The organism is Brevundimonas sp. (assembly GCF_041688735.1).
GTDB lineage: Bacteria > Pseudomonadota > Alphaproteobacteria > Caulobacterales > Caulobacteraceae > Brevundimonas.
On record NZ_JBDNHO010000018.1, the window covers coordinates 1 to 25,133 of the forward strand.

Here is a 25,133-nt window from a genome sequence, read left to right on the forward strand (position 1 = left end):
CTAGCCGCCTGCAACGGCAGGGCGATGACGAGCAGAAGCATACCGACCACGGCGGCCATGGCCAGCGCCAGCACGGAGATGCCCAAGAGAGGCCAGAACAGTTTTCCTGAAGCGCTCCATCCCTCCCTGAACGCCAACCGCCGCTTCATGAACGTCATCGGCGCGATCAATGAGAGACGGACGCCGACGATCACGAGAACGATGAAGACGACCAGCGAGACAAAAAGCTGCGCGACCAGCCCCATCGTCTGCATCGCCCAACTTTCAAGCCACATCCCTCCCAGATTCAGAGCGAACGACACGCCACCGGCCACCAGGGCGACGACCAGGACACGGCCCTCGTCGGCACCGAGGCGAAGGAACGCGTTTCGCTTTTCATCCGGGCAAAGAACGGCGCGGTAAACCGCCGGCGAAAGTAGCCCCTGTAACACCAACGCGACCGGAATGAAGGTCAGGCCAGCCCGCTGGATGCTGGAGGCCGCTGCTACGGACAGGGCATCTGGATCGCCGCCGGTGGCGATGATCTCTCCTATGTACGGCGCCAGGAACGGCAAGCTCGCGGCCATCATGACGATCAGGCCGACCAACCAGACCACCGCCCAGACCATGACGGCAACAGGGTGCTGTCGCGTAACGCGGAAGCCTTCGAAGGCTGCGGCGGTGGCTGAAACGGTCATGGGGCGGCTCCGGCGATACTCAGACCGCGTTCATGCCTCCGAGACAGGCGCGGCCGCAACCTTTGTCGCGACGACATCGCGGTAAAATACCACGAGCAGGGCGGCCTGTGGGCCGACGTTTCCCCAATGCCGCCGGCCGCCATGACGGTGCCACCGACAGCGCCTGGCGGACATGGGGCCGGGCACGACGAGGCACCGTTCCTGCCAGACGCGTCGCTAAAGCACTGGCGCGAGAGGCACGAGCGTCTAGAACCCCGCGGATGAACCCATCCGCGCTCAACCCCATCCACATCATCGGCGGCGGCCTCGCGGGCTCGGAAGCCGCCTGGCAGATCGCCTCGGCCGGGGTGCCCGTGGTCCTGCACGAGATGCGCGGCGTCCCGGGGGTGAAGACCGACGCCCACCACACCGACGGTCTGGCCGAGCTGGTATGCTCCAACTCGTTCCGCTCCGACGACTGGGAGCACAATGCCGTCGGCCTGCTGCACGCCGAGATGCGGGCGCTCGATTCCATCATCATGAGCTGCGGCGACGCCCATCAGGTGCCCGCCGGCGGGGCCTTGGCGGTCGATAGAGATGGCTTCTCGCAGGCCGTGACAGCGAAACTCGAAGCCCACCCCCTGATCACCATCGTGCGCGAGGAGATTGCGGGACTGCCGCCGGAAGACTGGGACAATGTCATCGTCGCCACCGGCCCCCTGACTTCCCCGGCCCTGGCCGCCGCAATCCTCGACCTGACGGGCGAGGATGCGCTCAGCTTCTTCGACGCCATCGCCCCCATCGTCCACGCCGAAACCATCGATTTCGACATCGCCTGGCGCCAGTCGCGCTACGACAAGGAAGGCCCGGGCGGAGACGCCGCCGCCTACGTCAACTGCCCGATGGACAAGGCCCAGTATGAGGCCTTCATCGACGCCCTGCTGGACGGACCCAAGGCCGAGTTCAAGGAGTGGGAGAACGTCCCTTATTTCGACGGCTGCCTGCCCATCGAGGTCATGGCCGAACGCGGCCGCCAAACCCTGCGCCACGGCCCGATGAAGCCCGTCGGCCTGACCAATCCGCGCGACCCGCAGGTCAAGGCCCACGCCATCGTCCAGCTGCGGCAGGACAATGCGCTCGGCACATTGTTCAACATCGTTGGCTTCCAGACCAAACTCAAACATGGTGCCCAGGCCGAGATCTTCCGCATGATCCCGGGCCTGCACGACGCCCAGTTCGCGCGCCTGGGAGGCCTGCACCGCAACACCTTCCTGAACAGCCCCAAGCTGCTGGACCGAAGCTTGCGCCTCAAGGTCATGCCGCGTCTGCGCTTCGCCGGTCAGGTCACCGGCGTCGAGGGCTATGTCGAGAGCGCCGCCATGGGCCTGCTGACCGGCCGCCTCGCCGCCGCCGAACGGCTGGGGCGGCGCCTGGAGGCGCCACCCGTCCACACCGCCATGGGAGCCCTGGTCGAACATATCACCGGCGGCCACCTCGAAGGCCCCGGCGGCATCTCCAAATTCCAGCCGATGAACATCAACTACGGCCTGCTGCCGCCGCTGGAAGCGCCCAAGGTCGATGAGACGGGCGTCAAGATTCCTCTCAAGGAACGCGGCCGCGCCAAGAAGCGGCTAATGAGCCTGCGGGCGCTCGAGGCTCTGAAACTCTGGCGGGACGCTGGCTGAGGCTCAGTCCGGTGTCACTACGTCGATCCACTGGGCGGTGTCCGTGTATTGCTGGAAGCCGGTGATGCGACCGTCCCGCACGGTGAAGAAGTGCACGAACTGGGCGTCCATTGTTTCGCCCGTGGCGATGTTTGTAGCGGTGTAGCGCCCCTGCGCCGCGACCGTGTCCCCGCTCGACAGGTAAGTTGTCGGGGTCACGACGAAGTCGGGGAAGGCCGCGCCGATGCGACCGAACACGCCTTCGACCACCGCGGCCGGCCCGTTGTACGGATTAAGGTCGGCGTACGGGTGGTTCTCGGCCTCGAACCAGACCAGGTCCGACGACAGAATGGTAGCGATAGTCGCGCCATCGCCTGCAGCGAAGGCGCGGTAAAGTCTTTCCACGACCACCTGGTTGGGAGAAGCTTGGACGACGCTGGCCGGCTCGGATGCCGTAACCATTGTCGGCGTCAGAAGACCCGTCGCGACCAGCACGACGGCGAAGACAAAACCTCTGTTCATCGTGTTTCCCCATTCGGTGATCGTTGATCGGTAAACGGGATTGCCCCTGCGCGCAATGCAAGCGGCTGAGCAGAGCGGCGAAACCGCCTTCCCCGGGACCTAACCGCCGCGACCGCCGTGTTTGGCGTATTCAAGCCGCGCGATGGTGCGGTTGTGAACCTCGTCGGGGCCGTCGGCGATCCGCAGGGTCCGCACCGTGGCGTACATTTCCGCCAGCGGGGTGTCGGCCGAAACGCCGGCGCCGCCGAAGGCCTGGATGGCGTCGTCGATGATCTGCAGCGCCATGCGCGGCGCGGCCACCTTGATTTGGGCAATCTCGGACTTGGCATTCTTGGCTCCGGCCTGATCGATCATCCAGGCGGCCTTCAACACCATCAGCCGACACATCTCGATGTTGGTCCGGGCGTCGGCGACGCGCTGTTCCCAGACCGAATGCTCGGCGATCTTCTTTTTGAAGGCGGTTCGGGTCAGCAGCCGTTCGCACATCAACTCCAGCGCCCGCTCCGCCGCCCCGATCACGCGCATGCAGTGGTGGATGCGGCCCGGGCCGAGGCGCCCTTGCGCGATCTCGAAGCCCCGCCCCTCGCCCGCGATCAGATTCTCGACCGGGACGCGGACGTTTTCCAGCACAACTTCGGCATGACCAATGGGCCGTTCGTCATAGCCGAACACCGTCAGCATCCGCTCAATGCGGAAGCCGGGCGCATCCGTGGGAACGAGGATTTGCGACTGCTGCTGATGTGTCGCGGCACCCGTGTCGGTCTTGCCCATGACGATGGCGATGGCGACGTTGGGGTGGGCCATGTTGGTCGACCACCATTTGCGGCCGTTGACGACGTAATGGTCGCCGTCGCGCTCTATGCGGGTCTGGATGTTGGTCGCGTCCGACGACGCCACCTCCGGCTCGGTCATCAGGAAGGCCGAGCGGATCTCGCCGGCCATCAGCGGCTTTAACCAGCGCGCCTGCTGCTCGCCGTTCCCGTACATATGGAGGACTTCCATGTTTCCGGTGTCGGGGGCGTTGCAGTTGAACACCTCCGGCGTCCACAGGCCGGCCCGGCCCATCGCCTCGGCCAGCGGCGCGTACTCCAGATTGGTCAGCCCTGCGCCGTGCTCGCCCGGCAGGAACATGTTCCACAGTCCGGCATCGCGCGCCTCGGCCTTGAGTTCCTCCATGACCGCGGGCTGGCGGGTCGCGTCGGTATGGACCTGACTCCAGTATTCCGCCGCGCGCGGCATGACCCGGGCTTCGAGGAAGCGGCTGACCCGCTCCTGCCAATGCCGGGCGTGTTCGCTGTGCTGGAATTCCATGGTCGTCCTCCGATAGGAAAACGGCGCGGCCCCATCGGAGCCGCGCCATGAAGAGTCTGTTCTCGCCGCCGCGTCTCAGCGCTTCAGCAGCGGGGCCAGCTTCTGGGCGATCATCATGTCGCCCGCGATCTTCAGCTTGCCCTGCATGAAGGCCATCATCGGGTCCAGTTGACCGTCAGACAGAGCCATAAAGTCATCCCACGACATCGAGACGGTGGCGTCGGCCGGCTTGTCTTCGTTGGTGACCGTGTTGGGGACCGCAGCGCCGTCGATATAGATCACGCCGACGTCGCCCAGGTCGAGCTTCACGGTCTTGCCCAGACCGGAGTCGTCGCCCACGGCGCCGCGGATTTGTTCGGTGACTTGAGCCAGATCGGCCATGGGGGTCTCTCCTGACGGAAGGTTGAGCCAACGACCTAGACCCCGCGACGGCGGCTGCCAAGATCACCTTGGGTCAACAAGGGCGATGTCGGGCGAGAAAGTTCGGCTTATGGCCCGACGCGCGAAGCAGGATGGCGGAGACGCAGGGATTCGAACCCTGGGTACCCCTTACAGGGTACGACGATTTAGCAAACCGTTGCCTTAAGCCACTCGGCCACGTCTCCGGCAGGCGGCGTGGATAGCGGAGCGCGCGGACGGGCGCAACGGGTTTGGACAGGCCACCGTTAACGTGACAAAATAGCGATCGGGCGATCCTGACGGAAACCGGCCAGTCTCAAACTTCTGACGACGTGCAGCGACGCCGTCAGGACCGCGCTGCCTCGCCGATCAAAGACGGCCGCATCCCGCGCAGCAAACTCCGCGCCGAGAACGGGCTACAAATCTCCGCCTCCAGTCCTGCGTCAAGGATGTCATCGAGCACAATACGTGCCGTTGCGATGGCTTCGTTCCCAGTGGGCGAGTTTCCGGACGCAATCGTGGCGGGCCCGCTACGAAGGGACCATTCCCAGCCGCTTGGCCGGGAACTCATGTCAAGAGTAATTCCACTCATGCGTTCGATCCATTGATCGCTCTGAGGAAGAACAGAGCCACGATCGCTCCACCAGGCCAGCGATAATATGCACGAGAGTCGCGACCCTCAAGCAGAGAACCCCTCACAATAGAGGATGCGAGCGCCCCCGAACGACACCCATTCGACTGAACTGGATATGCACTGCGGTCAATGCAATCCGTGTGCAGTGACGTGAACCCCCGAAACTCCTCCAGGAACAGCTGGAGTCCGCCCCTCGCAAGGACGGATAGAATGACTCGATTACGTCTCACGGATTGAAGGCCGGCGAACACGCCAGACTGGTGCAGATCATCGGGATACTGCGCGAGCAGGAGACGGGTGTTGCGGCGCTTGGACGGGGCGACATCATCTTCGTGCCGAGCTCGACCCTGGGCGAGGTGGCCAATTTCGTGACACTGTTCCGCAACGCCCGGCCCGTCGGCTTCCGCCACGCCATCGGCGGTCGGAACCAGAATCTTTTGGGAGCGCTGTCGCGAGCAACTCGCTACATGAGCCCGGATAATCGGCAAGACAGCCGGCCGCGTCGGGTCTGCCCAGAGGGCGGCGCGTGGCGTCGAGAGGCGCAACCGTCTGACTGCGGCCCAAAAAAGAATATTGCGAGCGGCCTAAGCCGCCAACGACACCACGCCCGCGTCGATCCAGCGGCGCGCGGCCTTCTGGGCCTCGGCGATCTCGTCCTGCTCCATCTCCTGGCTCATCTCGCGGCGATAGACGCGCGCTTCGATGCTGCCCTTCATGGCGGCGAGGTTGAAGATCATATGGGCCGAGACTCGGTCTATCGGGCAACCACTCTGGCCCGTCGAATACATCATACCCAGTCGGAACAGGTCATCGCCGCTCATGTCGGCGGTCGGCAGGGGAAGGCCCTGCTCCGGATCGACGGCCGGCGCCATTTCTTGCGCGTTCATCACCGTATCTCCCAGGTTCGGAGCCGTTCTGGCCCTGCCCTCTGACAGCGATAAAATACCCGCGGTTTGAAGTTAAAGTTAACAGTGACACGGGTCACCAAACTTTTCAGTAAAGCAAAATGAATACATCTAAAACGATTCAGACCTCTGAAATCTCTCGTAAATCTCTAAGTAATACGGCCTAACGAAGCGTCACCGCGCCCGCTGCCCGAACAGGACCTTGCGCGCCGCGTCGGCCGACTTGTCAGAAGACGCCAGATTTCGCCGCAGGGCCTCGCCCAGCGCCCGTCCGGCGATGACGCCGGGGCGCTCGCCGAGCCGCTTCATCCAGGCGGCGAGATGGGGAAACTCATCCAGCGTCTGTCCTTGATGCTCGGGCAGGATCCACGGCCAGCTGGCCATGTCGGCGATGGAATAATCGCCGGCCAAAAAGTCACGGTCGGCCAGTCTTCGGTCCAGAACGCCGTAAAGCCGGTGCGTTTCGTCGGTGTAGCGGCGGACGCCATAGGCGATCTGGCGCTGATCCTTGATCAGGGCGGGGGCGTACTGGCGGAAATGATGCGTCTGACCCGCCATCGGTCCCAGTCCTCCGACCTGCCAGAACAGCCATTGATCGACCTCGGCCTTGCCGCGCGGGTCCTGTGGATAGAAGCGGCCGGCCTTCGTGCCCAGGTATTGCAGGATGGCCCCGGACTCGAAGATCGACAGCGGCTTTCCGTCCGGTCCGTCCGGATCGACGATGGCGGGCATGCGCCCGTTCGGGCTTATGGCCTGAAACTCGGGCGTGAACTGCTCCCCGCGCCCGATATTCACGGGCTTCATCTCATAGGGCAAACCCATCTCCTCCAGCGCGATGGAGACTTTCCAGCCGTTGGGGGTGGGCCAGTACCAAAGCGCGATCGGGCGGATCATGGGGGTGTCCTGCGATGAGATGCTGACGTGGGCGCGCGATCCACCCCCCGCAACCGGCGGCGCGGCTTTTCTGACAGTGGTGTCAGGCACAGTTCATCGCGGTTGCCGAAAGTCGCCTCATGATTGACGCGTGGACCAGCTTTCCCTGATGCGCCCGAGAATGGAGTAAGGACCATGAACCGCTTCACCAAGGCCGCCGTGGTCGGACTGGCGCTGACCACCACCGCCGCCCCGCTGCCCGCCGAGGCCCGGAGCCGCGAGGATCGCCAGGCTCGTCGCAACGACAGCCAGGACTATCGCGCCGGTCGTCGCGACGACCGGCAGGACTTCCGCCGTGAGCAGCGCCGGGATCACAACAATCGCGACTGGTGGCGCGGCCGCGATGACTTCCGCGACTATCGTGGTGCCCGCAACGGCTACTGGTACGCCCCCAGCTACGGCTACTACCGGGTCGAGCCGCGTTTCCAGGACTTCAGATGGCAGCGCGGCGGCTATTTACCGCACGGTTATCGTAGCTACTCTGTGCGGGACCCCCACGCCTACAATTTGAGGCCGGCGCCGCGCGGCTATCGCTACGTTCACGCTGGCGGAGATATCGTACTGATCGCCGCCGCCACCGGCCTAATTGTGGGCGTCCTGAACAACGCCTATCAGGACAGCGCGCCCGGCCTTGGAAACGCCTCGCAGCCTCCAGTTTTCGACGCGTTATTCATGTCAGAAGATTAATCCGGGCACGCCGTTCGTTCAGCCATGGTTCATGCGTCTGGCGCGATCTTGATCACGAGCCGCCCGACAGGGCGTGCGGGGAAGACGAGAATGAAACGCTCACTCATGTTCGCGGCCGCCATCTCGGCCTTTGTCGTGCCGGCCGTCGCGCCGCTCACGGCATCGGCTCAGGACGCGCCGCTGTTCCGCAGCCGAGAGGATGTCCGCGCCGCGCGCCGCGCGGAAACCGAGGCCGCGCGCGCGGCCGAGCCCGCGCCGGCCCCTGCTCCTCCGCGGCAGGAACGGCGCGAGGAGCGCCAGGAACGCAGAGAGGATCGGCAGGAATCCGCCGAGACCGCGCCTAATCCTCCGGCCACGCAAGCCGCGACGGAGAACCGCCAAGACCGGCGGGAAAACCGTCTGGAACGGCGCGAGGACCGTCAGGAGCAACGTCAAGACAGGCAAGAACTGCGCCAGGACCGCCAAGAGAATCGCGAGGACAGCGCTCAGGCCAATCCCGACCAGCCGCTGTTCCGTAGCCGACAGGACGTCATCGACGCGCGCGCTGCCGAGGCTCGCGGCGAGACATGGCGAGGTCCGCAGAACGACCGACCTCAACGGCGAGAAGACCGCCAGGACCGCCGTGAGTATCGCGAGTTCCACCAACGCTTCAGCGGCGACCATTGGCGCCGCGACAACGCGCGTCGCTTCAACTCGGGCTGGTGGCGCAACGACCGGCGGTTCCGCGGCTACAACGGCATACGGGCCGGCTTCTACTTCGCGCCGAACTACGGCTATTATCAGGTTCCGCGTCAGTACCTGGGCCAGCGCTATTATGAGGGCCGGCGCCTGCCCTCGATCTTCTGGCGCTACAGCCTCGACGACTGGCGCACCTTCGGCCTGGGCTATCCGCCCCAAGGCACGCGCTGGGTTCTGGTCGACAATCACATCTACCTGATCGACGCGTACGACGGCTACATCATCGACGTCATCTACGACGCCTGGCGCTGGTAGCCACCAAGGCATGACGAACGGACGCCGGTCGATCTTCGGATCGACCGGCGTTTCGCTTTTCCACCAACAAGGTTGCAGCGATAGCCGCGTCGCGCCAGAACCACACCATGACCGACGCGGCGATCAGCGACTCCACCACCGGCGAGGAAATGCCCTCCTCGCGCGCGCCGCAGTTCGAGCTGTCGGAAGCCTTGATGACGTCGCCGGAACGCTTCTTCAATCGAGAGATCTCCTGGCTGGCCTTCAACAGTCGCGTGCTTGAAGAGGCCGCCAACGCCGCGCATCCCTTATTGGAACGCCTGCGGTTCCTGTCGATATCGGCCAACAATCTGGATGAGTTCTTCATGACCCGCGTGGCCGGATTGAAGGGTCAGGTCCGGGAACGGGTGCGCGTTCTGTCCTCGGACGGCCTGACGCCCGCTGAACAGCTGGAGAAGGTCAACGTCGCGGCCGGTGTCCTGATGGCCGAACAGCAGCGCCGCTGGCGCGAGCTGCGCAAGGAGCTGACCGGCGCGGGCATCGAAGTCGTCGATGCCACGCGGATAACCAAGACCGAGCGCGACCGGCTGGAACCGGAATTCCTGAACCAGTTGTTCGCCGTGCTGACGCCGATGGCGATCGACCCGGCCCACCCCTTCCCCTTCCTGCCCAACCTCGGCTTCTCGCTGGCGCTGAAGCTCAAGCGCAGCTCGGACAACCGCACCTTCTATGCCTTGGTGCCGGTGCCGACGCAGGTAAAGCGGTTCTGGCCGCTGGCAACCGACGGGCGCTCGACGCCCGGTCACAGGCGGTTCGTCACTCTGGAGAGCCTGCTGATGCTCTTCATCGACCACCTTTTTCCCGGGTGCGACGTGGTGGAACGCGGGGTCTTCCGCCTGATCCGCGACAGCGACATCGAGATCGAGGAGGAGGCCGAAGACCTGGTCATGGAATTCGAGGAGGCGCTGAAGCAGCGACGCCTGGGTTCCGTGGTGCGGATCAAGATCGAGGCGTCCATGCCGGACGACCTGCGCAACTTCATCACCAACGAGCTGGACGCGGCGCCGCAGGACACCGTCCTGGTCCCCGGGATGCTGGGCCTGGCCCAGGTTTCGGACCTGATCCCGTCCGGCCACCCCGACCTGAAATTTCCCGGCTACGAGCCCCGCTATCCTGAACGGGTCCGAGACAACGGCGGAGACATCTTCGCGGCCGTTCGTGAAAAAGACATGCTGATCCACCACCCGTTCGAGAGCTTCGACGTGGTGGTCCAGTTCCTGCGCCAGGCGGCGCGAGATCCCAACGTCATCGCCATCAAGCAGACGCTGTACCGAACCTCCAAGGACAGCCCCATCGTGGCGGCCCTGATCGAGGCGGCCGAGAACGGCAAGAACGTCACCGCCCTGGTCGAGATCAAGGCCCGTTTCGACGAGGAAGCCAATCTGAAATGGGCCCGCGCCATGGAGCGGGCGGGCGTCCACGTCGTCTTCGGCTTCGTCGAGTACAAGACCCACGCCAAACTCAGCGTCGTCGTGCGGCGCGAAGGCGACGGGCTGAAGACCTATTGTCACTTCGGCACCGGCAACTATCACCCGGTAACCGCGCGGGTTTACACCGACCTGAGCCTGTTCTCCTGCGACCCTGTTCTGGCCCGGGACGCCTCGCGGGTGTTCAACTACATCACCGGCTACGCCCAGCCCGATGAGCTCGAGGCCCTGGTCGTCTCGCCCCTGAACATGAAGGCCACGCTGATCGAGCTGATCGGCAAGGAGATGGCCGCGGCCGCCAAGGGCAGGCCGGCGGCGATCTGGGCCAAGATGAACTCGCTGGTCGATCCCGAAGTGATCGACGCCCTGTATCGCGCCAGCCAGTGGGGCGTGCGTATCGAACTGGTCATTCGCGGCATCTGCTGCCTGCGGCCGGGCGTTCAGGGCCTGAGCGAGAACATCCGGGTCAAATCCATCGTCGGCCGCTTCCTCGAGCATAGCCGCATCGTCGTCTTCGCCAACGGCCGCGACCTTCCGCACGACAAGGCGAAACTGTTCATCTCGTCCGCCGACTGGATGAACCGAAATCTCGATCGCCGGGTCGAGCTGATGACCCCCGTGCTGAACGCGACGGTCCACGATCAGGTTCTGGACCAGATCATGGTCGCCAATCTGAAAGACGACACCCAGAGCTGGGTGCTGGATGGGGACGGCGCCTACAGACGCGTCTCGCCTGCGGACCCCGAGCGCCCGTTCTCGGCTCATAAGTATTTCATGACCAACCCCAGCTTGTCGGGCCGTGGCCGCAAGGTGAAGACCCTGCCCGGCGAACTGCGTTACGACGGGACGCGAAAGCGCTGATGCCCGAAGCGCAGCTTTCGGTGCTCGACGCACCACGCGAAATCGCCGCTATCGACATCGGCTCCAACTCAGTCCGCCTGGTGCTGTACCGGTTGGAGGGTCGCGCCATCTGGACGGTGTTCAACGAGAAGGTGCTGGCGGGTCTGGGCCGCGACTTGTCGGTCACAGGCCAGCTGTCGCCCGACGGAGCGGAGCAGGCGTTGACGGCGCTGAAGCGATTCGCGGCCGTGATCGACGGCGTGAAGCCCATGCAGACCTTCGTGGCCGCCACCGCCGCCATCCGCGAAGCCGAAGACGGACAGGCCTTCTGCGAAAAGGTCGCGGCCGAAACCGGCCTGATCATCCGTGTACTGAGTGGCGAGGAAGAGGCGAATTACGCCGCGCTCGGCGTGTTGGCCGGTATACCGGACGCGCGGGGGGTCGCCGCCGATCTGGGCGGCGCCAGTCTGGAACTAAGTCGCGTCGAGGACGGGGCCGTCGCGCGCGGGATCACCCTGCCGCTCGGCCCGTTCACCCTGGAGGACAAGGCCGGTTTCGACGCCGATCGGTTGAGACAGACCATCGCCCGGCGCCTCGAGCCAGCGGCCGATTTCCGCTCGGACACCTTGTATGCCGTGGGCGGGGCCTGGCGCACGCTGGCGCAGGTTCACATGAACCACAACCGGTACCCCCTGCAGATCGTCCACCAATACGAGTTGCGCGCGACCGAGGCGAAGTTGATCGCCCAGGTGGTCGCCCGGTCCTCGCGCGCGTCCCTCGAAAAGTGGCCCGGAGTGTCCAAGAAGCGGGCCGAAACCCTGCCCTATGCCGCCCTCGTGCTTGAGGGTCTGATCGACCATCTGGGCCTGGAGCGCATCGTCATCTCCGCATGGGGCGTGCGCGAGGGCCTCTTGTACGAAACGCTGGACCCCGAGACGGCGCAATCCGATCCTCTGCTGGCGGGGTGCTCGGCGCTGGGCGCCCGACAGGGAATTTCGCCCGGCTTGCCCGGCGCGCTGTTCGGCTGGATACGCCCGATCCTCGAAGCCCTTCCCGAAGCCTTCGGCCAGGACCGGGATCTTGTGCTCGCCGACGCCGCCTGCCGCGTCGCCGACCTAGGCGCGCGGCTGCATCCCGACCACCGCGTTGAACTGGCCTTCGGTCAGGTCCTCCGCGCGCCCATCCCCGGCCAGAGCCACGCGGAACGCGCCTATCTGGCCAGCGCCGTCAACGCCCGTTACGGCGGCGGCGCCAACACGCCCGAACCGAATACGGTCGGCCGTCTCCTGACCGAAGAACAGCGCACCGGAGCCCGGGCCCTGGGACTCGCCATCCGTCTCGCCTGCGACCTGTCCGGCCGCGCGCCGCAGCTTCTGGTCAACGCCCGCGTCAAGATCGAGGGCGGCGCGCTCGTCTTGACGGCGTCGGACGGTTACGCGGACGTGCTGCTGGGCGAACAGACGCGGCGTCGCGGCAAGGCGCTGGCCGAAATCATGGGGCTGAAGCTCGATCTGCAAGGCCGAGGAGACGATCATGGCGGTGACCGGAATCGGAGGCTTCTTCTTCCGCTCTGACCACCCCAAGGGTCTGGCGGATTGGTATCTCAAGCATCTGGGCGTCGGTGCCGCCCGAAGGCATCTACATCTGGGACCAGCAGGCTGGACCGACGGTGTTCTCGCCGTTCAAGGCTGACAGCGATTACTTCGCTGCCGACAAGCGGTGGATGATGAACCTGCGCGTCGAGGGCCTGGACGCGCTTTTGGCGTCCTTGCGGGCGGCAGGTATCGCGGTGAAGACCGACGCCACGTGGGACGATCCCATTACAGGTCGGTTCGCTCGCATTCACGATCCCGAAGGCAATCCGATCGAGTTGTGGGAGCCCGCCGCTCGGGCCTGATGGTTAACGATCCAGCGCCTGATCCAACGCCCGGAACGACGCCATCGACAGCTCCGTCGCGCTGATAAATACTGACGGCGTGATCCGCTCGAAGTCATCGGACGGGCGGTGATAGTCGGGGTGGTAGTTCACGCCTAGATACAGAAACGGAATCTGCGCCCTGTGGAAGGCGGCATGGTCCGACGCCTCGACCCAGTTGTCCTGGCCCGTGTCCTGCGGCGTGTCCTTGCCGAAGGCCAGGCTAACGGCGCCGTTGGCGGCCAGCCCCTCGAGGACCGGACGCAAGGTCGGGTTCTGATAAGTGCCGGTGACCCACAGCTTGCCGTCGGTCTCCGCACGGGCCGTCATGTCGAAATTCAGGTTTAAGGCGATGGACGTCAGCGGCACCGGCGGCGCTTCGACGAAATGCCTGGCCCCCAGCAGGCCGTGCTCCTCTCCGTCCAGGGCGACGATCAGCACGCTGTGTTCCGGAGCCTGACGCTTCAGGTCGGCGGCCAGCGCCAGCATGGTGGCGACGCCCGAGGCGTTGTCGTCCGCGCCGTTAAACACCTGCCCCTCGGCATTCACGCCGACATGGTCGTAATGGGCCGTGACTACGATGTAGCGGTCGGTCACGCGCGTTCCCGGGATCAGGCCGATGACGTTGACGCCGTTGTACGATTTCGGCCCCGCCCGGGTGCGGCCCTGCATTTCCCACGGCTGAAGTCGGCCCATCGGCGGCGCGGCGACGCCCAGACTCTCCAGCCGCGCCACGATGTAGTTGCGCGCCATCTCGCCGCCGGGCGCGCCCGTGTCGCGGCCCTGCATGTCGTCGGCGGACAGGATGCGGACATCGTCCAGCAGCTGGGCGTGCATGATCGACGTTGCCGGTGCGGAAGCCGGGGGTGGTGTCGCTTCGGACCCGAACAGGCTCCCGCAGGCCGAAACCACCAAGGCGGCACTGAGAGCGGTGGACAGGGCGAGCAGGCGGGCGTGGCGCATGGGGACTCCTTGAGAGCTCCGGACGCTAGCCGAGTGTGACGGCGGTGTCAGTTTAACTCGCTGTCATGCCAGATAGTGCGGCCGGAATCCGACGGCGGGCCTCGAAACCGCGGCGGGGGATGCTAGAACAGCAGGGAGAATTCCACCTCGGAATCCCTATGGCGAGCGCTTCATGTCCGACCTTCCCGTCGATCAGCTGACCGAGTCCGCCGCGCGCGAGGAACTCGGCCGGCTGACCACCGTCCTGGCCCGACACGACGCCTTCTATCACGGCCAGGATGCCCCGGGGATCACCGACGCCGACTATGACGCGCTCAAGCGCCGCGCGCTGGAGATCGAGGACCTGTTTCCCGACCTGACCAGCGCCGCCTCGCCGTCGCAGGTGGTGGGTGCCGCCGGCTCCAGCCAGTTCGCCCCGGTGCGCCACGGCGTGCCCATGCTGTCGCTCGACAACGCCTTTTCTGCGGAAGAAGTGACCGACTTCGTCGCCCGCATCCGCCGCTTCCTGAAGCTGCCCGTCGACGAGATCGTCGCCTTCGTGGCGGAGCCCAAGATCGACGGCCTCTCGGCCAGCCTGCGCTATGAGAAGGGCGCGCTGGTCACCGGCGCCACCCGCGGCGACGGCCGGACCGGCGAGGACGTCACCGCCAATCTACGCACCATCGCCGACATCCCGCAGACCCTGTCCGGCGCGGGCTGGCCTGACCTCATTGAGGTGCGCGGCGAGGTCTATGCCCCCAACGACGCCTTCGACGCCTTCAACGCCGCCGCCGGGGCCGAGAGCCGGCGCACCTACGCCAATCCGCGCAATTTCGCCGCCGGTTCGCTGCGCCAGAAGGACCCGGCGATCACCGCCAAACGGCCCCTGCGGTTCTTCGCATACGCTTGGGGCGAGACCTCGTCTTCCTTCGCCGAAACGCAAGCCGATGCTTTGAGAGCACTGGAAAGCTGGGGATTTCCCGTCAACGCCCGCTCGCGTCGTGTCGAAGACATCGCCGGACTACAGGCCCTCTACGCCGAGCTGGAGCGCGACCGGGCGGGCCTCGGCCACGACATCGACGGCGTGGTCTACAAGGTCGACCGGCTGGACTGGCAGGATCGCCTCGGCTTCGTCGCCCGCACCCCGCGCTGGGCCATAGCCCACAAATTCCCGGCCCAGCAGGCGCAGACGTTGCTGGAAGGGATCGACATCCAGGTGGGGCGCACGGGGTCGCACACACCCGTCGCGCGTTTGCATCCCGTCACCGTCGGCGGCGTCGTAGTGCGCAACGCGACGCTGCACAACGCCGACGAGATTGCCCGGCTGGACGCACGGCGCGGTGACACCGTCACTGTTCAGCGCGCCGGCGACGTCATCCCCCAGATCGTCGCCGTCCTGGACGCCGACCGGCCCCACCGTGGCCCAGCCTATGCCTTCCCGACGGTCTGCGTCTGCCCGCTGAAGACCGCCCTGATCAAGGAGACCAACGCCTCGGGCACTGAGAGCGTAGTGCGTCGTTGTACCGGCGAACTGGCCTGCCCGTTCCAGCGCATTGAACACTTGAAGCATTTTGTCACCCGCCGCGCTTTTGACATTGAAGGTCTTGGTGAAAAGCAGCTGATAGCCTTCCACGAACGCGGCTGGATCAGCCAACCCGCGGACATCTTCCGTCTTGCCCGCGACGCGGAGAAACTCGACGTCCTGCGCGCCGAGGACGGCTATGGCAAGACCAGCGTGCGCAACCTCGTCGCCGGCATCGACGCCCGCCGCATCATCACCCTGGACCGCTTCATCTATGGGCTGGGCGTGCGCGACATCGGTGAACAGACCTCCATCGTTCTGGCCCGCGCCTTCGAGACCTGGCCGGCGTTCGAGGCCGCGTGCGTTGCCGCCGCCGACGGCATTCCCAGCGCGGACTGGGAGCGACTGAATGAAGCCCATGCGGTGTCCCCTCGCGTGGTCGCCACCCTCGCCGGGGCTTCGCCCGCCGCTGCGGACCCGTGGCCGGAAGCACCCGTCGACCAGAAGATCGCTCTCGCCTTCCCCGGCCTCGGCGCCCCCGCCCGGCGCGGTCTGGCGAGCCTGGCCGACGACTGGATTAGTCTCGTCCGGCTGGCCGAGGTGGCACGCTCGGAAGGCCCCTCCGAGGGTCTGGGCCAGATCGCTGAGGTGTCCGGCGTCGGCCCCGTCGCGGCCCGCGCTCTGGCCCTGTTCTTCCGCGAGACACACAACCGCGCCATGGTCGACGCCCTCGTGACCGAACTGGACCAGATCGAAGACGCCGAACGCCCGAAGTCGGACACCACCGTCGCCGGCAAGACCGTGGTCTTCACCGGGGCGCTGGAGCGGTTCACCCGCGACGAGGCCAAGGCTCGCGCTGAAAGCCTGGGGGCCAGGGTGTCCGGCTCGGTGTCGAAGAAGACCGACTATCTGGTCGCCGGACCGGGGGCGGGCTCAAAGATGGCGGACGCCCAGAAGCACAGCGTCGCCGTCCTGACCGAGGACGAATGGCTGGCCCTGATCGGCTGATTGTGTCCTCCCATTTGATGGGGGGGGGGACCGCGAAGCGGTGGAGGGGCATTGTCGCGCCGCAGTCTCCGGTCCCCTCCGTCACGGCACAAAGACGCGCCGCGCCCGTCGGCCGCGACAGGGAGGAGACAGTATCAGCGGTTCAGCGACGACCGCGCTGCCTCGGCGTAGCGGTGGCCCGAGGCCGCGCCCTTGGGGAAAACCGCGTCAATGCGCGCCAGATCCTCGGCGGTGAGCTCGATGTCCGCAGCGGCGGCATTGTCTTCCAGCGTCTTGATGCGGCGCGTTCCCGGGATCGGCACCAGAGTCTCCCCCTGCGCCAGCACCCAGGCCAAGGCCAGTTGCGCCGCCGTCACGCCCTTGTCGGCGGCGATGGCCCCGGCGGCCTCGACCAGATCGAGGTTCTTCTGGAAATTCTCGCCCTGGAAGCGCGGGTTGGAGCGGCGGAAATCGTCGGCGGTAAGGTCCTCAATCGACGTGATCTCGCCCGACAGGAACCCCCGACCCAGCGGGCTGTAGGGCACAAAGCCGATACCCAGTTCCTCGCAGGTCGCCAGCAGTTCGTCCTCCGGCTCGCGACTCCACAGCGAATATTCGGTCTGCAGCGCCGTGATCGTATGTTCGGCATGGCCCCGGCGCAGCGTCTCGGGCGAGGCTTCCGACAGGCCTAGGAAACGCACCTTGCCCTCGGTCACCAGTTCGCCCATCGCCCCGACCGTCTCCTCGATCGGCGTGTTCGCATCGACCCGGTGCAGATAGTAGAGGTCGACGTGGTCCATCCCCAGCCGCTTCAAACTGTCCTCGATGGCCCGGCGCACATTGGACGGCGAGCCGTCGATGGTCAGACCTGTGCGCTCGGCATTGTAGCCGATGCCGAATTTGGTCGCCACGAAGGCGCGATCACGCCGGTCCGCCAGCGCCTTGCCGATTTGAATCTCGTTCGTATGGGGGCCGTACATCTCGGCCGTGTCGAGGAAGGTCACGCCCAGATCCAGCGCGCGGTGGATCACCGCCGTCGCCTGCGCCTCGTCGGAGGCCTGACCATAGAATGCGGCCATGCCCATGCAGCCCAAGCCGACGGCCGAGACTTCGGGACCGGCCTTGCCGAGACGACGCGTCTTCATGGAGCGCTCCTGAGATTTGCGACGCTTGAGGTCGGGGCGGCGGGCCCTTTCCGCAAGGTCACAGCGGCGCGGTCTGCGCCTTCAGCCAGTCCAGAACCTCGGCCTCCAGCAAGGGCCCGACCTTGGCCAGCGTCTCGGCGTGATAGGCGTCGACATAGGCCCGCTCGTCGGGCGTCAGCACATCGGAGTCGATCAGACGACGATCCAGCGGCGCGAAGGTCAATTGCTCGAAGCCGTGCATCGGCCGCTCGCCACCCGGAATGGCTTGCGGCGGTGTCACCACCTGCAGGGTCTCGATGCGTATGCCCCAGTTCCCTTCGCGATAATAACCGGGCTCGTTGGACAGGATCATGCCGGTAAGCAGCGGCTGGCTGTTGACCGCCTTGGCGATCCGCTGCGGCCCTTCGTGAACTCCGAGATAGCTGCCGACGCCGTGGCCCGTGCCGTGGTCGTAGTCCAGTCCGGCCATCCACATCGGCAGGCGCGCCAGCGCGTCCAGCTGATGCCCGGTGGTCCCGGCGGGGAAGCGAACCGTCGCCATGGCGATATGGCCTTTCAGGACGAGGGTGAACATCCGCCGCTGGTCCGCCGTCGCCTCGCCGACCGCGACGGTGCGGGTCACGTCCGTGGTGCCGTCCAGATACTGGCCGCCACCGTCCACCAGCAGCAGGCTGCCGGTCTCCATCCGCCGGATCGTGCTCGCGACCGGCTTGTAGTGCGGCAGGGCGCCGTTCGGGCCGGACCCGGCAATGGTGTCGAAGCTCAGGTCCTTCAGCGCGCCCGTGGCCTCGCGGAAGCCTTCCAGCGCCTCGGCCACCTCGCGCTCGTCGGGCAGGCTGTGCTGCGCCACCGTGTCCACCCAGTGCAGAAAGCGCGTCAGGGCCGCGCCGTCGCGGATGTGCGCCTGACGACTGCCCTCGATCTCGACGGGGTTCTTGCAGGCGCGCGGCAGGGCGCACGGGTCTATACCTCGGACCACCGTCGCGCCCGCCGATTCCAGCCGGTCGAAATACCAGGATGACGACTGGCCGGGGTCGATCAGGACCCTGCGGCCCGACAGACCGTCCAGCGCGCCGGGCAAGGCTTCGCCGGCTTCCAGACTGACAGCGTCGCCCAGCCATTTGGGCAGTGCGTCGGTGACCTTGCGCGGGTCGAGGAACAGCCGCGCCGAGCCGTCGGCCGACACGACCGCCTGGCCCAGCGGAAGGGGCGTGCGAATGACGTCCCCACCCCGGATGTTGAACAGCCAGGCGATCGACGACGGCGCCGTCAACACGGCGGCATCCGCGCCGGCCATGGCGATGGCCTTGCCGATGCGGACGCGCTTCGAGGCGCTGCTCTCGCCGGCGTAGCGATCGTCATGCGGGACCACCGGCGCCGTCGGCTGGGCCGGCCGCTCATCGGCCCATGCGAGGTCGAGCGGATTGGCGTCGACCGGCTTCAGCTCGGCCCCGGCGATGGCGGCCGCGCGCTTGAGCGTCGCCAGCGCGTCTGGACTGTGCAGCCGAGGATCGTAGCCGATCACCGCGCCTTTGGGCGCACGCTCTAGATAGGCCGGCAAGCCGCCTTCGACGAGGTCGAGGATTTCGAACTGGTCGGGATCGACCTGGGCGCGAACCTGAACCGTGTAACGTCCGTCGGCGAAAACGGCGGCGCTGTCCTTCATGACCACGCCCGCGCCCGCCGAACCGGTGAAGCCGCTGATCCAGGCCAGCCGGTCGTTGGCTGCTGGCAGGTACTCGTTCTGGTGTTCGTCCTCATGCGGGACGAGCAGGCCGTCTAGGCCTTGCTCGGCCATCTTGGCGCGGACCCGCGGGAGGTGCCTGGCCCCGAAGGAGGGGTCGGTCGTTTCATCAAAGGACTGGCGCATGGCGGCGAAACTAGCGTCCCGCCGCCATGTCGCAAGCCGTCAGTTCTGGGGCGCGGTCGGCGACACGACCGGGGCGGGCGCGGGAACCTGAACTTCGCGTTCAATGATCACCGGCGACGCGGCGCGGGCTTCGGCGGCGCGGGCTTCGCTGGCTGCGCGGATCGCGTCGGCCTGCGAGCGGGCGGCGTCCGCGCGGGCGATGTCGACGCTGGCCTGGGCACCGGCGATCTGACCGCTGACCAGAGCCTGATCGGCCTGGGACTGGGCTGCGAGCGCATCGGCCTGGGCCGCCAGCAGGGCCTCGTCAGTCTGGGGATCGTTGCCGCGCGCGAACAGGATCCACAGCACGGCGATCAGCACGATGCCGCCGAGAATGCCGGCGATCCACCAGCCCGAATTCGAGTCCCGAACGACGACAGTCTCGGTCGTCTCGCTATAGACCGGCCCCGGGGGCGGGATGCGGGTCGGATCGGTGTGGGGATCGTTCTGGGTCACGGGTAGGTTCCTCGATTGAACCCCCGCAACGGTTGTCGCCGCCGCCTGTTCCGTAGTCAGCCCACGCGACGCAGCACGAGGGCGCTCCACGCGTCGCGATGGATGCGCCGCTCAAGCACGAAACCGCGCGACAGATAAGCCGCGGTGACGCGCCGTTCCTGGGTCCGCAACAGGCCGGACAGGATGGCCACCCCGCCCAGACTCAGGGCCGCCTTGATGTCCTGCGACAACGCAACCAGCGGCGGCGCGAGGATGTTGGCGAACACCAGATCATAGGGCCCATGGTCCCGCACATTGCGGTCGTTCAGGCCCGCCACGTGGACGAAACGCGCGTCGGCGCGGTTCAGCTTGGCGTTCTCGTTGGCAATGCGGACAGACGGCGCATCGATGTCGGTGCCGACCGCGACGCGCGAGCCGGTCTTGGCGGCCGCGATGGCCAGCACGCCCGTGCCGCAACCCACGTCGAGCACGCGCTCGAACCGCTCTCGCTTCAACAGCGCGTCGAAGGCCATGAGGCAGCCGACGGTCGTTCCATGGTGTCCGGTGCCGAAGGCGGCGCCGGCGTCGATCTTCAGGTTCACCCTGTTCGGCGGCACCCGGCCCTGATCGTGCGCGCCGTAGACGAAGAAGCGCCCCGCCTCGACCGGCGGCAGACCCGACAGCGACATGGCCAGCCAGTCCGCGTCGGCGAGCTTCTCGACCATGACCGTCAGGCCGTCATGTTCGCGCAAGCAGGCGGCGATCCCGTTCGCTTCCTCGTCACTCATAGGGAAGGCGTCGATGCGCCAGATGCCCTTGTCCTCATCTTCCTCGAGAATGGAATAGGTCGCACCCTCCAGCTGGGCATCGGCGTCCAGCGCCTCTGCGGCCGTCTCGGCGATCACGCGCGGACCGCGCGCGATTATCTGAACTGGGGTATGGGACATTTCTCAAAGCTCGCTATCATCGCGAATGGAGACAGGTGCTGGCGTGGCTTCTGTCGCCAGCAAATAACGAGGGGTCCGGGAGTCCATGGCTAAAGCACCGTCGAAATCAAATACCGCCAAACCGAAGGCGGCGACCGCCGTTTCCAAGCCGAAACCGGCGGCAAAGTCGAGCGCCGTAAAGGCCACCGCCGCGAAACGGGCCGTCAAGGCCGCGGCGCCCAAGCCCGTCGCCAAGACTGCGTCGAAGCCCGCGACCAAGACCGTCGCTCCCGCCAAGACCGCCGCGCCCAAGGCCACCGCGAAGCCCGCAGGGAAGCCCGCAGCAAAGAAAATGGCTACCAAGCTCGCCACCAAGTCGATGACGGAGGTCGCCCCCAAGGCGGCCGCGAAGCCGGTCGCCGGCAAGGTCGCCGCCAAGCCTGTCGTGCCTGCCAAGCCCGCGACGGTCACCCCGATGCCAACCGCCGCCGCGCCGAGACCGACGCCCGCTCCGGTCGCAAAGCCCGCCGAGCCCAAGGGCTTCCTGTCCGGCATCCTCGACGCGATCTTCGGCAAGAAGTAAGCGCCGCACCTGAAACGACGAAGCGCCGGGGGAACCGTCCTCCGGCGCTTTTTTCTATCCGCCTCGGGCGAGGGATCAGTCCTGCGACAGGTCTTCCGCCAGGATGGCCATTTCGAACATGAAGCTGCCGGCCTCGTCCTCGTCTTCGAAGACGACGCCGATGAACTCGTCCCCGACATAGACTTCGCAGGAGTCGCTGGGCTTGCCGCGCGGCTTGAGAATGATTCCGCCCGTGTTGAAGGTGCGCTTCAGGTGCGTCTCGACGCGCTTCATGTCGGCGGTGTTCATCGTGGGCCTCGGTATCGAACGTGGAGACGCGGACCCTAGAGAAAGGGCCGCGAAAGGGAAACCCTCAGATGACGAAGTCGTAGACGACGTCCGCCAGCGTATGGTCCATCGTCCGGGCGGGCGTGGCGTCGGTCGGGCAATTGACCAGTCGTGCGGGCACGCCCGCGACGGTGCATCCGGCGGGAACGGCCTTCAGCACCACCGAACCGGAGGCCACTTTGGCGTAGTCGCCCACCGTGATGTTGCCGAGCACCTTGGCGCCCGCGCCGAGCAGGACGCCCCTTCCGATCTTGGGGTGACGGTCGCCGCGCTCGGCACCGGTCCCACCCAGGGTCACGGCGTGCAGCATCGACACTTCGTCGCCCACCACCGCCGTCTCGCCGATGACGATCCCTGTGCCGTGGTCGAGGAACAGGCCAGACCCCAGCTGGGCCGCGGGATGGATGTCGACCTGGAACAGTTCGGAGATGCGGCTCTGGAAATGGAAGGCCAGGGTTTCGCGGCCCTCGGTCCAAAGCCAGTGCGACACCCGCCAGGCCTGCAGCGCCTGGAAGCCCTTGAAATAAAGGAAGGGTTGCAACAGCGTCTTGATCGCGGGATCGCGCTCAATCACGGCTTGAAGATCAGCCTCGGCGGCCGCGACGATGAACCGGTCGGCGGCGAAGGCGTCGCGGCAAAGTTCGCGCGCCGACATGGGCCCCAGTTCGCTGTTGCCCAGCTTGCGCCCGATCTGGAAGCCGAGCGCGCTGGCCAGATCGCCGTGCGACAGGATCACGGCGTTCATCTGCGACGCCAGATGCGGCTCGTCGCGCGACGCCACCTCGGCCGAGTCGCGCAGTTCCGACCAGATGTCCGGCCGTCGGGCGACGACTTCCAATTTGGGCATAGGTGTCTCCATCGCCAGTCTGGATTCAGGTCGATCGATCTGAACCCAGAAAATCGCCCAACGTAATTCCTGGGCGTCGGTCACGACGAGCAGTCATCGCACGCTCGCCAGCATAGCCTTCGCCAGGCAAGGCGGAAGTTCGCCTTGGTGAGCCATATGGTAGGCGCGCAGCGTGGTCGCCACCGTGAACATGTCGCGCACCGAGCCTCGCGCGATCTCTCGCATCAGGTCGCCGAACGGCACGCGGGTGACCCGGATGATTTCTGTCGGGTCCGGCGCGATCGGCATGGCGCTGAGACCCCAGGCGACCCAGGCCATGGCCCGTTGGTCGGTGATCGAATTGCTCAACTCGATCTTCAGCGCCTCGCGCCAATGCGACGCCGCGAGCCCGGCCTCCTCGGCCAGTTCGCGCTTCACGCCATCGATCGGGTCCTCGTCATAAGGCGCTCCACCTTCTGGCATTTCCCACGAATAGTTCATCAAGCCGAAGCGCTGCTGGCCGACCAGGGTGACCGAGCCATCGTCGTGCACGGGCAGGACGCCGACCGACAGATTCTGGGGCCGCATCACCACATAGTTGTTGCGCATGCCCGTGGGCGCGGTGGCGTCGTGTTGAGTGAGACGCATCCAAGGGCTCTCAAAGATCGTGCTCGACCCGTCGTCGCGCCACGGCGGAGGACGGTGGCTTCCATCGTCCCAAATCGGATCGGGCCGGTCGGCGTCAAAGGCTCGTCGAGAGTCTCTCATTGGCGGGGTATGGCGCACCGTCGCGCGGACGACTAGCTAGACTTGATGACCGACGCCGATCTGGGCCAGTCCCTCCCCTTTCCCGTGCCCTCCGCCGAACTGCAGACGCGGCTGGCCAACCGACGCTCCGCGCCGGCGCAGGCTCTCGGCGCGCCCGGTCCCTCGCGGGATGAGATCGGACGCATTCTGAGGCTCGGGGCGCGAACGCCCGATCACGGCAAGCTGTTCCCCTGGCGGTTCGTGGTGATGGGGCCGAATAGCCGCGCGGATCTGGCCAAGGCGCTCGCCCCGTTGGCAAGCCGCCAGACGGGTCCCGACAAGGCACTAAAGGTGCTCGCAAAACTGACCGCAGCGCCGACGAGCGTTCTGGTGATTTCGTCGCCCGTCGAGAGCCCGACAGTGCCCGTCTGGGAGCAGCAGCTGTCCGCAGGCGCGGTCTGCATGAACATCGAGCACGCCGCCGGCGCCTTGGGCTATTCCAGCAGCTGGATCACCGACTGGTATAGCTACGACCCCGAAGCCCTCACGCTGATGGGTATGAAGCCCGGGGAAAAGGTCGCGGGTTTCATCCACATCGGCACAGTCGCGGAAGCCTTGCTGGAGCGTCCTCGCCCCGACGTCGCGTCCATCATTACCTACGTCGACTGACCCCAGAGCCCGTCGACCATCCGCCGGTTGAGTAGCGGCTTGCCCAGCCAGTAGGCCAGTTCTGCGGGCCGCTCGACGTCCCAGACCGCCAGGTCGGCCACCTTGCCGGCTTCCAGAGTCCCGATATCACTCGACAAGCCCAGTGCCCGCGCCGCATTGCGCGTGGCCCCCACCAAGGCCTCCTCGGGCGTCAGGCGGAACTGGACGCAGGCGAGGTTCAGGGCCGCCGTCATCGAGGCGACCGGAGAGGTACCGGGATTACAGTCCGTCGCCACAGCCATCGCCACCCCATGGCGGCGGAACAGGTCTATCGGCGGCGGAGTGGTCTCGCGCAACATCAGATAGGCCCCGGGCAGCAGCACGGCGACGACGCCCGCTTCGGCCATGGCCCGGATCCCCGCGTCCGTGGCGTGCTCGACGTGATCCGCCGACAGGGCGCCGTAGTGAGCGGCCAGCGCCGCGCCCCCGGCGTCGGACAACTGGTCGGCATGAAGCTTGACCGGCAGTCCCAGCGCCTTGGCGCGCTCGAACAACCGCGCGACTTCATCCCGGGAGAAGGCGATCGGCTCGCAATAGGCATCGACGGCGTCGATCAGCCCCTCGGCGTGGGCGGCGGGCAGGACACAATCGATGGCCAGATCGACATAGGCCGCCCGGTCCGCGCGAAATTCGGGCGGCACCGCATGCAGGCCCAGATAGCTGGTCCGCACGCGCACCCCCGCCTCTTGCCCGATCCGACGCGCGACCCGCAGCATCTTCAATTCGCTGTCCAGATCAAGGCCATAGCCCGACTTGATCTCGACCGTGGTGACCCCGCTGGCCCTTAACCCCGCCAGCCGCGCCGACGCCGAAGCGAACAGCGCGTCCTCCGACGCCGCCCGGGTGGCCGCCATGGTCGAGACGATGCCGCCCCCGGCGCGCGCGATCTCCTCATAGGTCACCCCGTTCAGTCGCTGCTCGAACTCGTCCGAGCGGTCGCCGCCGAAGACCAGATGGGTGTGGCAGTCGATCAGGCCCGGCGTGACCCAGCGGCCGTCCAGCCGGTCAGTTTCCACCGCCTCGTGCGGCGGCAGACCCGCCCGAGAACCGACCCACGCGATCCGCCCGGCGCGGACCAAGATCGCCCCGTCCTCGATCGCGCCATAGGCCTCGCCGCCCTCGACCATGGCGGCCAGGCGACAATCGACGAT

Annotated in this window: 24 protein-coding genes, 1 tRNA gene and 1 pseudogene; 9 read left to right on the forward strand and 17 right to left on the reverse strand. The window is 66.4% G+C overall.

All coding sequences use genetic code 11. From position 1 onward, the window contains the following. Nucleotides 1-587 (reverse strand): annotated as a pseudogene (locus ACESMO_RS02380) (hypothetical protein); the annotation flags it as partial. A gap of 350 nt (nt 588-937) precedes the next feature. Between ACESMO_RS02380 and trmFO the strand changes: the two are divergent. Beyond that, entirely contained in the window at nt 938-2,341 is a 1,404-nt protein-coding gene (gene trmFO, locus ACESMO_RS02385) for a methylenetetrahydrofolate--tRNA-(uracil(54)-C(5))-methyltransferase (FADH(2)-oxidizing) TrmFO (protein WP_372706584.1), read from the forward strand. A gap of 3 nt (nt 2,342-2,344) precedes the next feature. Here the strand turns inward: trmFO and ACESMO_RS02390 are convergent, their stop codons facing one another. From ACESMO_RS02390 to ACESMO_RS02415, 6 genes are all read right to left on the reverse strand, one after another. Further along, nucleotides 2,345-2,842 (reverse strand): nuclear transport factor 2 family protein, encoded by a 498-nt coding sequence (locus ACESMO_RS02390; protein WP_372706585.1) that lies wholly within the window; start codon nt 2,840-2,842, stop codon nt 2,345-2,347. 99 nt (nt 2,843-2,941) lie between these two features. Beyond that, nucleotides 2,942-4,153 carry an acyl-CoA dehydrogenase family protein gene (locus tag ACESMO_RS02395; protein WP_372706586.1) on the reverse strand — a complete coding sequence of 404 codons (1,212 nt, stop codon included), beginning with the start codon at nt 4,151-4,153 and terminating at the stop codon, nt 2,942-2,944. A gap of 75 nt (nt 4,154-4,228) precedes the next feature. Continuing rightward, nucleotides 4,229-4,534 carry an SCP2 sterol-binding domain-containing protein gene (locus ACESMO_RS02400; RefSeq protein ID WP_372706587.1) on the reverse strand — a complete coding sequence of 102 codons (306 nt, stop codon included), beginning with the start codon at nt 4,532-4,534 and terminating at the stop codon, nt 4,229-4,231. 132 nt (nt 4,535-4,666) lie between these two features. Further along, nucleotides 4,667-4,758, reverse strand: a tRNA-Ser gene (locus tag ACESMO_RS02405). A gap of 1,012 nt (nt 4,759-5,770) precedes the next feature. Beyond that, complete coding sequence (locus ACESMO_RS02410; RefSeq protein WP_372706588.1) at nt 5,771-6,073, reverse strand: sel1 repeat family protein; 303 nt, start codon at nt 6,071-6,073, stop codon at nt 5,771-5,773. 192 nt (nt 6,074-6,265) lie between these two features. Further along, nucleotides 6,266-6,985, reverse strand: coding sequence for a glutathione S-transferase family protein (locus ACESMO_RS02415; RefSeq protein WP_372706589.1), 720 nt, complete (start codon nt 6,983-6,985; stop codon nt 6,266-6,268). Nucleotides 6,986-7,159: 174 nt separating this feature from the next. Here ACESMO_RS02415 and ACESMO_RS02420 point away from each other — a divergent pair, with 174 nt between their 5' ends. The 5 genes from ACESMO_RS02420 to ACESMO_RS02440 all read left to right on the forward strand — a co-directional run bounded on the left by ACESMO_RS02420 (nt 7,160) and on the right by ACESMO_RS02440 (nt 12,907). Next, on the forward strand, nt 7,160-7,711 hold the full coding sequence (locus tag ACESMO_RS02420) for an RcnB family protein (protein ID WP_372706590.1): 552 nt from the start codon (nt 7,160-7,162) through the stop codon (nt 7,709-7,711). Nucleotides 7,712-7,816: 105 nt separating this feature from the next. After that, nucleotides 7,817-8,704, forward strand: a complete 888-nt coding sequence (locus tag ACESMO_RS02425) for an RcnB family protein (protein ID WP_372706591.1) — start codon at nt 7,817-7,819, stop codon at nt 8,702-8,704. 107 nt (nt 8,705-8,811) lie between these two features. Continuing rightward, nucleotides 8,812-11,031, forward strand: a complete 2,220-nt coding sequence (locus tag ACESMO_RS02430) for an RNA degradosome polyphosphate kinase (RefSeq protein ID WP_372706592.1) — start codon at nt 8,812-8,814, stop codon at nt 11,029-11,031. After that, entirely contained in the window at nt 11,031-12,584 is a 1,554-nt protein-coding gene (locus ACESMO_RS02435) for a Ppx/GppA family phosphatase (RefSeq protein WP_372706593.1), read from the forward strand. The genes ACESMO_RS02430 and ACESMO_RS02435 overlap by 1 nt, the downstream gene beginning before the upstream one ends. A gap of 47 nt (nt 12,585-12,631) precedes the next feature. After that, nucleotides 12,632-12,907, forward strand: coding sequence for a VOC family protein (locus ACESMO_RS02440; protein ID WP_372706594.1), 276 nt, complete (start codon nt 12,632-12,634; stop codon nt 12,905-12,907). 3 nt (nt 12,908-12,910) lie between these two features. Here the strand turns inward: ACESMO_RS02440 and ACESMO_RS02445 are convergent, their stop codons facing one another. After that, nucleotides 12,911-13,888: a M28 family peptidase gene (locus ACESMO_RS02445; protein WP_372706595.1), complete on the reverse strand. Its 978-nt coding sequence runs from the start codon at nt 13,886-13,888 to the stop codon at nt 12,911-12,913. Between the two features lie 172 nt (nt 13,889-14,060). On the opposite strand from ACESMO_RS02445, the gene ligA reads away from it, so the two are divergent. Beyond that, entirely contained in the window at nt 14,061-16,397 is a 2,337-nt protein-coding gene (ligA, locus tag ACESMO_RS02450) for an NAD-dependent DNA ligase LigA (RefSeq protein ID WP_372706596.1), read from the forward strand. A gap of 134 nt (nt 16,398-16,531) precedes the next feature. Here ligA and ACESMO_RS02455 read toward each other — a convergent pair whose 3' ends face one another. From ACESMO_RS02455 to ACESMO_RS02475, 5 genes are read right to left on the reverse strand one after another with little or no spacing between them, the layout of a single operon-like run. Next, nucleotides 16,532-17,521 carry an aldo/keto reductase gene (locus tag ACESMO_RS02455; RefSeq protein WP_372706597.1) on the reverse strand — a complete coding sequence of 330 codons (990 nt, stop codon included), beginning with the start codon at nt 17,519-17,521 and terminating at the stop codon, nt 16,532-16,534. 58 nt (nt 17,522-17,579) lie between these two features. Further along, nucleotides 17,580-19,391 carry an aminopeptidase P family protein gene (locus ACESMO_RS02460; protein WP_372706598.1) on the reverse strand — a complete coding sequence of 604 codons (1,812 nt, stop codon included), beginning with the start codon at nt 19,389-19,391 and terminating at the stop codon, nt 17,580-17,582. Between the two features lie 39 nt (nt 19,392-19,430). Then, on the reverse strand, nt 19,431-19,886 hold the full coding sequence (locus tag ACESMO_RS02465) for a hypothetical protein (protein ID WP_372706599.1): 456 nt from the start codon (nt 19,884-19,886) through the stop codon (nt 19,431-19,433). A gap of 56 nt (nt 19,887-19,942) precedes the next feature. Beyond that, on the reverse strand, nt 19,943-20,812 hold the full coding sequence (locus ACESMO_RS02470) for a 50S ribosomal protein L11 methyltransferase (RefSeq protein ID WP_372706600.1): 870 nt from the start codon (nt 20,810-20,812) through the stop codon (nt 19,943-19,945). Between the two features lie 3 nt (nt 20,813-20,815). Further along, nucleotides 20,816-21,154: a hypothetical protein gene (locus tag ACESMO_RS02475; protein WP_372706601.1), complete on the reverse strand. Its 339-nt coding sequence runs from the start codon at nt 21,152-21,154 to the stop codon at nt 20,816-20,818. Here ACESMO_RS02475 and ACESMO_RS02480 point away from each other — a divergent pair. Beyond that, a complete protein-coding gene (locus tag ACESMO_RS02480) occupies nt 21,144-21,374 on the forward strand; it encodes a hypothetical protein (RefSeq protein ID WP_372706602.1) in 231 nt (76 codons plus the stop codon). The two genes, ACESMO_RS02475 and ACESMO_RS02480, sit on opposite strands and share 11 nt — an antisense overlap. A 75-nt stretch (nt 21,375-21,449) precedes the next feature. Here the strand turns inward: ACESMO_RS02480 and ACESMO_RS02485 are convergent, their stop codons facing one another. The 3 genes from ACESMO_RS02485 to ACESMO_RS02495 all read right to left on the reverse strand — a co-directional run bounded on the left by ACESMO_RS02485 (nt 21,450) and on the right by ACESMO_RS02495 (nt 23,175). Then, nucleotides 21,450-21,662 (reverse strand): DUF3126 family protein, encoded by a 213-nt coding sequence (locus ACESMO_RS02485; RefSeq protein WP_372706603.1) that lies wholly within the window; start codon nt 21,660-21,662, stop codon nt 21,450-21,452. Nucleotides 21,663-21,726: 64 nt separating this feature from the next. Then, on the reverse strand, nt 21,727-22,548 hold the full coding sequence (gene cysE, locus ACESMO_RS02490; RefSeq protein ID WP_372706604.1) for a serine O-acetyltransferase: 822 nt from the start codon (nt 22,546-22,548) through the stop codon (nt 21,727-21,729). Nucleotides 22,549-22,641: 93 nt separating this feature from the next. After that, a complete protein-coding gene (locus ACESMO_RS02495) occupies nt 22,642-23,175 on the reverse strand; it encodes an NUDIX domain-containing protein (protein ID WP_372706605.1) in 534 nt (177 codons plus the stop codon). Between the two features lie 165 nt (nt 23,176-23,340). Between ACESMO_RS02495 and ACESMO_RS02500 the strand changes: the two genes are divergently transcribed. Further along, nucleotides 23,341-23,943, forward strand: a complete 603-nt coding sequence (locus tag ACESMO_RS02500; protein ID WP_372706606.1) for a nitroreductase — start codon at nt 23,341-23,343, stop codon at nt 23,941-23,943. Here ACESMO_RS02500 and hutI read toward each other — a convergent pair. Beyond that, the gene (gene hutI, locus ACESMO_RS02505; RefSeq protein WP_372706613.1) at nt 23,931-25,109 is read right to left on the reverse strand and encodes an imidazolonepropionase; all 1,179 of its coding nucleotides are present in this window, start codon (nt 25,107-25,109) and stop codon (nt 23,931-23,933) included. The genes ACESMO_RS02500 and hutI overlap by 13 nt on opposite strands. Between the last annotated feature and the right edge of the window lie 24 nt (nt 25,110-25,133).